The 7,289-nt window shown below is 75.5% G+C and carries 6 protein-coding genes; 5 read left to right on the top strand and 1 reads right to left on the bottom strand.

Features of this window, described 5'->3' with window-relative positions:
- Positions 1 to 234 precede the first annotated feature (234 nt).
- From tatA to ACRYM2_RS22410, 4 genes are read left to right on the top strand one after another with little or no spacing between them, the layout of a single operon-like run.
- Positions 235 to 510, top strand: coding sequence for a Sec-independent protein translocase subunit TatA (tatA, locus tag ACRYM2_RS22395; protein WP_432524859.1), 276 nt, complete (start codon positions 235 to 237; stop codon positions 508 to 510).
- A 32-nt stretch (positions 511 to 542) separates the two neighbouring features.
- The gene (gene tatC / locus ACRYM2_RS22400; RefSeq protein ID WP_432524861.1) at positions 543 to 1,388 is read left to right on the top strand and encodes a twin-arginine translocase subunit TatC; all 846 of its coding nucleotides are present in this window, start codon (positions 543 to 545) and stop codon (positions 1,386 to 1,388) included.
- A 51-nt stretch (positions 1,389 to 1,439) separates the two neighbouring features.
- A complete protein-coding gene (locus ACRYM2_RS22405) occupies positions 1,440 to 2,348 on the top strand; it encodes a diacylglycerol kinase family protein (protein WP_432524863.1) in 909 nt (302 codons plus the stop codon).
- A gap of 54 nt (positions 2,349 to 2,402) precedes the next feature.
- Positions 2,403 to 5,213 carry a DEAD/DEAH box helicase gene (locus tag ACRYM2_RS22410; RefSeq protein ID WP_432524865.1) on the top strand — a complete coding sequence of 937 codons (2,811 nt, stop codon included), beginning with the start codon at positions 2,403 to 2,405 and terminating at the stop codon, positions 5,211 to 5,213.
- A 30-nt stretch (positions 5,214 to 5,243) separates the two neighbouring features.
- Here ACRYM2_RS22410 and ACRYM2_RS22415 read toward each other — a convergent pair whose 3' ends face one another.
- Positions 5,244 to 6,182, bottom strand: coding sequence for a 5'-3' exonuclease (locus ACRYM2_RS22415; protein WP_432524866.1), 939 nt, complete (start codon positions 6,180 to 6,182; stop codon positions 5,244 to 5,246).
- Between the two features lie 146 nt (positions 6,183 to 6,328).
- On the opposite strand from ACRYM2_RS22415, the gene ACRYM2_RS22420 reads away from it, so the two are divergent.
- Positions 6,329 to 7,216, top strand: coding sequence for an SCO4651 family lipoprotein (locus ACRYM2_RS22420; protein ID WP_432524868.1), 888 nt, complete (start codon positions 6,329 to 6,331; stop codon positions 7,214 to 7,216).
- The last annotated feature ends 73 nt before the right edge of the window (positions 7,217 to 7,289 follow it).

Raw genomic sequence — 7,289 nt, forward strand, 5'->3', positions numbered from 1 at the left:
AGCCGCGGCCCGGACGCTCCCGTCCGCGCCGCGGCTCTCGCGCGTGCCGGCCCGCGCACCGGCCCGCGCACCGGCCCGAGGGGTGCTGCGCCGAGCGTTCGCCGCGGGGTCACCCGGAGGACGCCGCCAGGGCGCCGATCCGACCCCCGCGGGGCGACTCGGCGCGCGTGCTTGTCCCACAGGCGGTCGCGATCGACGTACGATGGCCGCGCTTCGTCCAACCCTGGAGGACTGATGTTCCGCAACCTCGTCGACCACCCGTGGGTGCTCGTCATCCTCGTCGTGCTGCTCATCGCGCTGTTCGGCAGCAAGCGGCTGCCCGACGCGGCGCGCGGCCTCGGCCGCTCGATGCGCATCTTCAAGAGCGAGGTCAAGGAGATGAAGAACGACGGCAAGGACGCCGACACCACCGCGGCCGCGAAGACCTCGGAGCCGACGCAGGTCGAGGGCAAGATCGCCGCGGAGCGCCTCGAGCAGACCGACGCCGAGCGCCAGTCCCGCGCCTCCTGAGCCGCCGCACCGACGTCTGACACCATCCCGCCATGGCCGTGCCCACCGTCCGCCGACGTGCGCCCAGGGACCCCGAGGGGCGCATGCCCCTCATGGACCACCTGAGGGAGCTGCGCAACCGCGTCTTCAAGGCCGCGGTCGCGCTGCTGCTCGGCAGCATCGCCGGCTGGTTCCTGTGGCGGGGCTGGAGCGGGTTCGACGGCGTCTTCCAGTACCTGCAGAAGCCGCTGCTGGACTTCGCCGCCGAGAAGAACATCGGTGACGTCAAGCTCAACTTCACCCAGGTCGGGCAGGCGTTCGACCTGGCGATCAAGGGCGCGATCTGGTGCGGCGTCATCGCCTCCAGCCCGTTCTGGATCTACCAGCTGTGGGCGTTCATCACCCCGGGGCTGACGAAGAAGGAGCGCCGGTACGCCATCGGCTTCATCGCCGCCGCCGTCCCGCTGTTCCTGGCCGGGGTGGCCATCGCCTACCTGGTCATGCCCAACGCGGTGCGCTTCCTCGTCGACTTCACGCCCGCGGACGCGGCCAACTTCATCGGCGCCGACGTCTACCTGGCGTTCGTGATGCGGATCATCCTGGCCTTCGGCCTGGGCTTCCTCATGCCGGTGGTGCTGGTGGGCCTCAACTTCGCCCACCTGATGTCGGGCAGGGCGATCCTCAAGCAGTGGCGCATCAGCGTCTTCCTGAGCTTCCTCTTCTCCGCCATCGTCACGCCCACCTCGGACATCACGACGATGGTCCTGCTGGCCTGCCCGCTGCTCTTCCTGTTCGCCGTGGCCACGGTCGTCTGCCTGCTCAACGACCGCCGCCGCTCGAAGAACTCCGACGAGCCCGACTACGGCCAGCTCAGCGACGACGAAGCCAGCGCGCTCTGACGCGCACCGGCTGAGGCGCGGGTGACCTCCCGGGGGCGGGTCGGCCTCCTCGTGAACCCGACGGCGGGTCGCGGAGCCGGCCGCGCCGCGGGCGAGCGGGTGCTCAGCGTGCTGCGCCGCGCCGGGCTGCAGGTCGTCGACGTCTCCGCCCGCGACCTCGAGGGCGCCCAGCGCGCCGCCCGCGAGCAGGTGGACGGCTTCGACGCCCTCGTCGTCGTCGGCGGTGACGGCCTCGTGCACGCCGGTGTCGGCGCCGTGGCCGGCACCTCCACCGCGCTGGGCATCGTCGCCGCCGGCACCGGCAACGACATCGCCCGCGGGCTCCGGCTGCCGCTGGGGGACCCGGTGCGCGCCGCCCAGCACGTCGCCGACGCCGTGCTCACCGGCAGCACCCGGGCCGTCGACGCGGTGCGCGTCACCACCGGCGGCACCGGGACCGCCGGGGGCGGCTGGTACGCCAGCATCCTCGCCTCCGGCGTCGACGCCCTCGTCAACGAGCGCGCCAACCGCTGGCGCTGGCCGCGGGGCCCGGCCCGCTACACCCTGGCCGCGCTGCGCGAGCTGGCCGTCGTGCGCGGCGTGCGGCTGCGGGTCGGCCTGGACGGGCTCACCCTCGAGCGCGAGGCGCTGCTCGTGGCGGTGGCCAACACCGGCTGCTACGGCGGCGGGATGCTCATGGCCCCGCAGGCCGACCCCACCGACGGCCTGCTCGACGTCGTCGTCGTCGACCGGCTCGCCCCGCTGGCCGCGCTGCGGGTCTTCCCGACGGTGCGCCGCGGCAGGCACCTGCAGCTGCCCGTGGTCTCGGTGCACCGCGCCCGCACCGTGCGGCTGGAGGCGCTGCCCGGTGGTGCCGTGCCGCGCCCGCACGCCGACGGCGAGCCGCTGGGCGAGCTGCCGATCACCTGCGAGGCGGTGCCGGGAGCGCTGCGGGTGCTGGCGCCGCCGGCGGCCGGCTGAGCGCCCCGGCGGGCCGGAGCGGCGCAGGTGGCTGCCCTGACGTACTGTCACCGCATGGCAAGCCCCGCGGAACGCTACGCGGCAGCGCGCCGTCGCACCGAGGAGTCCCGCACGGAGCTCGCGCAGTTCGCGGGCACGCTGGGCTTCGACCTCGACGGCTTCCAGCTGCAGGCGTGTCAGGCCCTGGAGGCCGGACGGGGCGTCCTCGTCGCCGCGCCGACGGGCGCCGGCAAGACGGTGGTCGGCGAGTTCGCCGCCCACCTGGCGCTGCGCACCGGCCGCAAGGCGTTCTACACCACGCCCATCAAGGCGCTGTCGAACCAGAAGTACGCCGAGCTCGTCGAGCGCCACGGCCCCGGCGCCGTCGGCCTGCTCACCGGCGACAACTCCGTCAACGGCGAGGCGCCCGTCGTCGTCATGACGACCGAGGTCCTGCGCAACATGCTCTACGCGGGCAGCTCGCTGCTGGACGGCCTCGGCTACGTGGTCATGGACGAGGTGCACTACCTCGCCGACCGCTCCCGCGGCGCCGTCTGGGAAGAGGTGATCATCCACCTGCCCCGCGACGTCCTCGTGGTCTCGCTGTCGGCCACCGTCAGCAACGCCGAGGAGTTCGGCGCCTGGCTGGGCACCGTGCGCGGCGACACCGAGGTCGTCGTCTCCGAGCACCGCCCGGTGCCGCTGTGGCAGCACCTGGCCGTCGGCACCCGCCTGTACGACCTGTTCACCGACCCCGACGGCGACCCGCTGGGCGGTGACGAGGGCTCGCTGGTGCCCGGGGCCATCGTCAACCCCGAGCTGGTGGCCATGTCGCGCCAGCAGCTGCGCACCGACCGGCTGAGCGCCGTCGGCGGCCGCGGGCGCCGGCGCGGGCAGCAGCGCGGCGCCGGTGGTGGGGGTGCGGGCGGCGGCTCGGGCCTGTCGCCGGGGCGCCCGGCCAGCCGGGCGCAGGTCCTCGACACCCTCGACGCCGCCGGCCTGCTGCCGGCCATCACGTTCATCTTCAGCCGCGCCGGCTGCGACGCGGCCGTGCAGCAGTGCGCGGCGTGGGGGCTGCGGCTGACCACGCCCGAGGAGGGCAAGGCGATCCGCGCGATCGCCGAGGAGCGCTGCGCGGAGATCCCCTCCTCCGACCTGGCCGTGCTGGGCTACTGGGAGTGGCTGGACGGGCTGGAGCGCGGTCTGGCCGCCCACCACGCGGGGCTGCTGCCGGTCTTCAAGGAGACCGTGGAGCACCTGTTCGCCGCCGGGCTCGTCAAGGCCGTCTTCGCCACCGAGACCCTCGCGCTGGGGGTGAACATGCCCGCCCGCTCGGTGGTCCTGGAACGGCTGGTGAAGTGGAACGGGCAGACCCACGTCGACATCACGCCGGGGGAGTACACCCAGCTGACCGGGCGCGCCGGGCGCCGCGGCATCGACGTCGAGGGCCACGCCGTCGTGCTGTGGGCGCCGGGCACCGACCCCGAGGCCGTCGCCGGCCTGGCCTCGCGGCGCACCTTCCCGCTGCGCTCCAGCTTCCGCCCCACCTACAACATGGCTGTCAACCTCGTCGAGCAGGTGGGCCGCGAACGCGCCCGCGACATCCTGGAGACCTCCTTCGCGCAGTTCCAGGCCGACCGCGCCGTCGTCGGGCAGGCGCAGCAGATCAAGAACCAGCAGGAGGCGCTGCGCGGCTACACCGAGGCCATGACCTGCCACCTGGGCGACTTCCGCGAGTACTTCGCGCTGCGCCAGGCCGTCGGCGAGCGCGAGAAGGAGCTCTCGCGCGCCGGCGCCGCCCAGCGGCGGGCCCAGGCGCAGGCCTCCGTCGAGACGCTCTCGCCCGGTGACGTCATCGCCCTGCCCGGAGGACGGCGCGCCACCTTCGGCGTCGTGCTCGACCTCGTGCCCGGCCGCGGCTTCGACGGGCCCAGCCCCCGGGTGCTCAGCCAGGACCGCCAGGTGCGCACCATCGCCGCGGAGGACTTCACCGCGGCCGTGGAGGCGATCGCCCGGGTGCGGGTGCCCAAGCAGTTCAACTGGCGCAGCCCCCAGGAGCGGCGCGACCTGGCCTCCTCGCTGCGCAACGCGCTGGCCGAGATCGGCGGCGGCGACGTGCCGCGCCGGCGCGGGGGCCCGGCCGCGGCCGCGGAGGACCCGGTGCTGGCCGAGCTGCGCCAGCGGCTGCGCGCCCACCCCTGCCACGGCTGCGCCGACCGCGAGGAGCACGCCCGCTGGGCCGTGCGCGAGGAGAAGCTGCGTCGCGACACCCAGGGCCTGCAGCGCAAGATCGAGGGGCGCACCGGCACCATCGCCCGCACCTTCGACCGGGTGTGCGACCTGCTCGCCGAGCTGGGCTACCTCACCCCCGACGGGCAGGCCGTCACCGACGCCGGGCGCACGCTGCGGCGCATCAACGCCGAGACGGACCTGCTCGTCGCCCAGTGCCTGCGCCAGGGCGTGTGGGCGGGGCTGTCGCCGGCCGACCTGGCCGCCGCGGTGTCCGCGCTCGTGCACGAGTCGCGCCGCGACGAGGGCGGGCGGCCCGAGCGCACCCCGCGCAAGGCGGAGGCGGCCATCGGCGCCATGCACCGGCTGTGGAGCGAGCTGACCGACCGCGAGGACGAGCACCGCGTGCCCACCACGCGCGAACCCGATCCCGGGCTGGCCTGGGCGGTGCACCGGTGGGCCTCGGGCCACCGCCTGGACGCCGTCCTGCGCGACGCCGACCTCGCCGCCGGCGACTTCGTGCGCCGCTGCAAGCAGCTGGTGGACCTGCTGGACCAGGTGGCCGTCGCCTCGCTGGACCCCGGCGTGCGCTCGGCGGCGCGCGACGCCGTCGACGTGGTGCGCCGCGGGGTCGTGGCGCACACCTCCCTCACCTGAGCCGGCGCCGCCGACGGGGGAGGGGCGGGCTCAGGAGAGGGCCTGCGCGCACGCCGCGAGGACCCGCTCCACGCTGGAGCCCAGGCCCCAGCGCCGCACCAGCGCGGCGAGCGCCACCGGGTCGGCCGGCTCGCGCGGCAGCGCGTCCTCGACGTGCGGCACCGGCGCCTCGCGGGCCGTGCGCACCACCACCGGGGCCGCGGCCAGGTAGTCGCGGGCGGCCAGCAGCTTGCCGCGCTGCCCCGGCGACAGCCCCGAGGCCGGGTCGTCGGCGGCCGCCAGCAGGGCGTCGAGGTCGCCGAAGCGCGCCAGCAGCGCGGCGGCCGTCTTCTCCCCGATGCCCGCTACCCCGGGCAGCCCGTCCGAGGGGTCCCCGCGCAGGACCGCCAGGTCGGCGTACGCCTGCCCCGTCGCCACCCCGTACCGGGCCGCCAGCCACGCCTGGTCGACCGCCTCCGCCCTGCGCACGCCCTTCCCGCAGTACAGGACCCGCACCTGCGCGGCGTCGTCGACGAGCTGGAACATGTCGCGGTCGCCGGTGACGACGTCGACCGGTCCGTCGGCGCGGTCGGTGAGCGCGGCCAGCACGTCGTCGGCCTCGTGGCCGGGGCAGCCCGCGCGCGCGAGGCCGAGCGCGGCGAGGACGTCGACGATGACGTCCACCTGCGGCAGCAGGGCGGCGGGGGCCTCCTCCCCGCCGTCGGCGGCGACCCGGTGCGCCTTGTAGGAGGGCAGCGCCCGCACCCGGAAGGCGGGCCGCCAGTCCTCGTCCCAGCAGGCCACCAGCCGGGCGGGGCGGTGGGTGGCCACGAGGAGGGCGATCGCGTCCAGGAAGCCGCGGACGGCGTTGACGGGGGTGCCGTCCGGGGCGGTCACCGACTCCGGCACGCCGTGGAAGGCGCGGAAGTAGAGGGAGGCGGAGTCGAGGAGCATCGTGCGCCCGTCGGGCCGACCGGTGGCAGGTGGCATGCGGAGGATCCTCGCACCCGGCGGCTCCACCGGACGGACCCCGAACCTCCTCCCAACGGGTGACTCCGGCGCGTCGCGGCGGAGGCATCCTGTGAGGGTGGACGCGGTCCACACCGAACGCTCAGCTCGTCAGGGGGGAACCGACCATGACCACCAGCCACACCGCCATCAGCTCGCGCCCGCGGCGTCGTCGCCTCGGCGCACTGGCCGCGGGTGGCGCCGCCGTCCTCGCCCTCGGCCTCGGCGCCTGCAGCGGCGGTGACGACGCCGCCGCTCCGGCACCGTCCGCGGCGACGGCCTCGCCGGCGACCCAGCTGACCGCCTTCGAGGCCGTGCAGGCATCGGCGCAGCAGTCCAAGGAGGCCGGCAGCGCCAAGTTCTCCCTGGCCGTGTCCGGCACCGCCGAGGGCCAGGCCGTGAACCTCACCGGTGACGGCGCCTTCGACGCGGCCACCGGCGCCTTCGAGATGAAGATGGCGCTGCCCGCCGAGATGGGCGGCACGGCGCTGACGATGCGGCTGGTCGACGGCACGGCGTACGTGTCCGGCGCACCGCTGACCGCCGAGGGCCAGTGGCTGCAGATGCCGCTGGACGCGGTGGCGGCGGGCGGTCTGGACACCTCCTCGATGGACCCGACCAAGACGCTGGAGCAGCTGCAGGCCGTCGCCGACGACGTGCGGGAGGTCCCGGCGGAGACCGTCCGCGGCGTCCAGGCCAAGGGCTACGCCGGCACCATCGACGTGGCGAAGGCGATGGAGCTGCTGCCGCCGGAGCAGCGCACCGCCGACGCGGCGGCCGCCGCCGAGCAGATCGGCGACATCCCGTTCACCCTGTACGTCGACGAGCAGAACCGGCCGGTGCGCATGACCGAGCAGGTCACCGTCGAGGGCACGACGATGGACGTCACGATGGACTACTACGACTGGGGCTCCGACGTCGACGTGGCCGCTCCGGACCCGGCCACCGTGACGCAGGCCCCGGCGCTCGACGGCGCGGCCCCGGCCACCGCCCCCGCCGCGGCCGCGGCCGCCTGACCCTCGGGTCGAGCCCGAGACCGCGCGTCCCACCCGCCCGCGGTCCCGCCCTGCCGGGCGGGGCCGCGGGCGC

The sequence above is a fragment of the Kineococcus aridisoli genome (assembly GCF_050871885.1).
Taxonomy (GTDB): Bacteria; Actinomycetota; Actinomycetes; order Actinomycetales; family Kineococcaceae; genus Kineococcus.

What these genes read in the sequence shown, in the direction of transcription:
- tatA (WP_432524859.1), top strand. Translation starts at nt 235, where the DNA reads ATGTTCCGCAACCTCGTCGACCACCCGTGGGTGCTCGTCATCCTCGTC.
- tatC (WP_432524861.1), top strand. Translation starts at nt 543, where the DNA reads ATGGCCGTGCCCACCGTCCGCCGACGTGCGCCCAGGGACCCCGAGGGG.
- ACRYM2_RS22410 (WP_432524865.1), top strand. Translation starts at nt 2,403, where the DNA reads ATGGCAAGCCCCGCGGAACGCTACGCGGCAGCGCGCCGTCGCACCGAG.
- ACRYM2_RS22415 (WP_432524866.1), bottom strand. Translation starts at nt 6,182, where the DNA reads ATGCCACCTGCCACCGGTCGGCCCGACGGGCGCACGATGCTCCTCGAC.
- ACRYM2_RS22420 (WP_432524868.1), top strand. Translation starts at nt 6,329, where the DNA reads ATGACCACCAGCCACACCGCCATCAGCTCGCGCCCGCGGCGTCGTCGC.